This is a genomic window from Streptomyces sp. H51 (assembly GCF_035656535.1).
Lineage (GTDB): Bacteria > Actinomycetota > Actinomycetes > Streptomycetales > Streptomycetaceae > Streptomyces.
Genome location: NZ_JAYMHD010000057.1, coordinates 1 through 1,354, shown reverse-complemented (window position 1 = coordinate 1,354; position 1,354 = coordinate 1). Strand labels below are relative to the sequence as shown.

2 pseudogenes are annotated in these 1,354 nt (G+C 70.1%); both read right to left on the bottom strand.

Features of this window, described 5'->3' with window-relative positions:
• A pseudogene (locus VKA29_RS19580) lies at positions 1 to 279 on the bottom strand (2-oxoacid:ferredoxin oxidoreductase subunit beta); the annotation flags it as partial.
• Positions 272 to 1,354 (bottom strand): annotated as a pseudogene (locus tag VKA29_RS19575) (2-oxoglutarate ferredoxin oxidoreductase subunit alpha); the annotation flags it as partial. The pseudogenes VKA29_RS19575 and VKA29_RS19580, both read right to left, overlap by 8 nt.

Genomic DNA, 1,354 nt, shown 5'->3' with positions numbered 1-1,354 from the left:
GGCGCGGCCGTGGATGGAGTGCATCCCGTAGGTGTTCATGTAGTACGGGAAGCGGGAGGAGCAGCCGATGCCGGAGATGAAGACGATGTTCTCCCGGGCCAGGCCGAGTTCCGGCATGAAGCCCTGGACCGCGGCGAGGATCGCGTAGTCACCGCAGCCGGGGCACCAGCGCACCTCCTGATCGGACTTGAAGTCCTTCAGGGACTGGCGGGCCTCGGCCTTGGGGACGAGCGAGAGCGCTTCGATCGTGCCCGTGCCTTCGGTGGACGTCTCAGCCATCGATGGCCTCCTTGAGAGCCGTGGCGAGCTGTTCGGCCTTGAACGGCATGCCGTTGACCTGGTTGTACGAGTGGGCGTCGACCAGGTATTTCGCCCGGATCAGCGTGGCGAGCTGGCCGAGGTTCATCTCCGGGACGACGACCTTGTCGTAGCGGGCCAGGACGCTGCCGAGGTTCTTGGGGAAGGGGTTGAGGTGGCGCAGGTGGGCCTGCGCGATGGGTGTGCCGGCGGCGCGCAGGCGCCGTACCGCGGCGGTGACGGGGCCGTAGGTGGAGCCCCAGCCCAGCACGAGGGTGGCCGCGCCGTGCGGGTCGTCGACCTCCAGGTCGGGCACGCTGATGCCGTCGATCTTGGCCTGGCGGGTGCGGACCATGAAGTCGTGGTTGGCGGGGTCGTAGGAGATGTTGCCGGTGCCGTCCTGCTTCTCGATCCCGCCGATGCGGTGCTCCAGTCCCGGTGTGCCCGGGATGGCCCAGGGGCGGGCGAGGGTGTGCGGGTCGCGCTGGTAGGGCCGGAAGACCTCGGTGCCGTCGTCGAGGGTGTGGTTGGGGCCCTGCGCGAACTGCACCCGCAGGTCGGGCAGTTCGTCGGTGTCCGGGATGCGCCAGGGCTCGGAGCCGTTGGCCAGGTAACCGTCCGACAGCAGCATCACCGGGGTGCGGTAGGCGAGGGCGATACGGGCGGCCTCCACGGCCGCGTCGAAACAGTCCGCCGGCGTGCGCGGCGCGACCACCGGGACGGGCGCCTCACCGTTGCGCCCGTACATCGCCTGCAGCAGATCCGCCTGCTCCGTCTTCGTCGGCAGACCGGTCGACGGACCGCCCCGCTGGATGTCCACGATCAGCAGCGGCAGCTCCAGCGACACCGCCAGGCCGATCGTCTCGCTCTTGAGCGCCACGCCCGGACCGGACGTCGTCGTCACGCCCAGCGACCCGCCGAACGCCGCGCCCAGCGCCGCCCCGATCCCCGCGATCTCGTCCTCGGCCTGGAAGGTGCGCACGCCGAAGTTCTTGTGCCGGGACAGCTCGTGCAGGATGTCCGAGGCGGGGGTGATCGGGTAGGAGCCGAGGAAGAG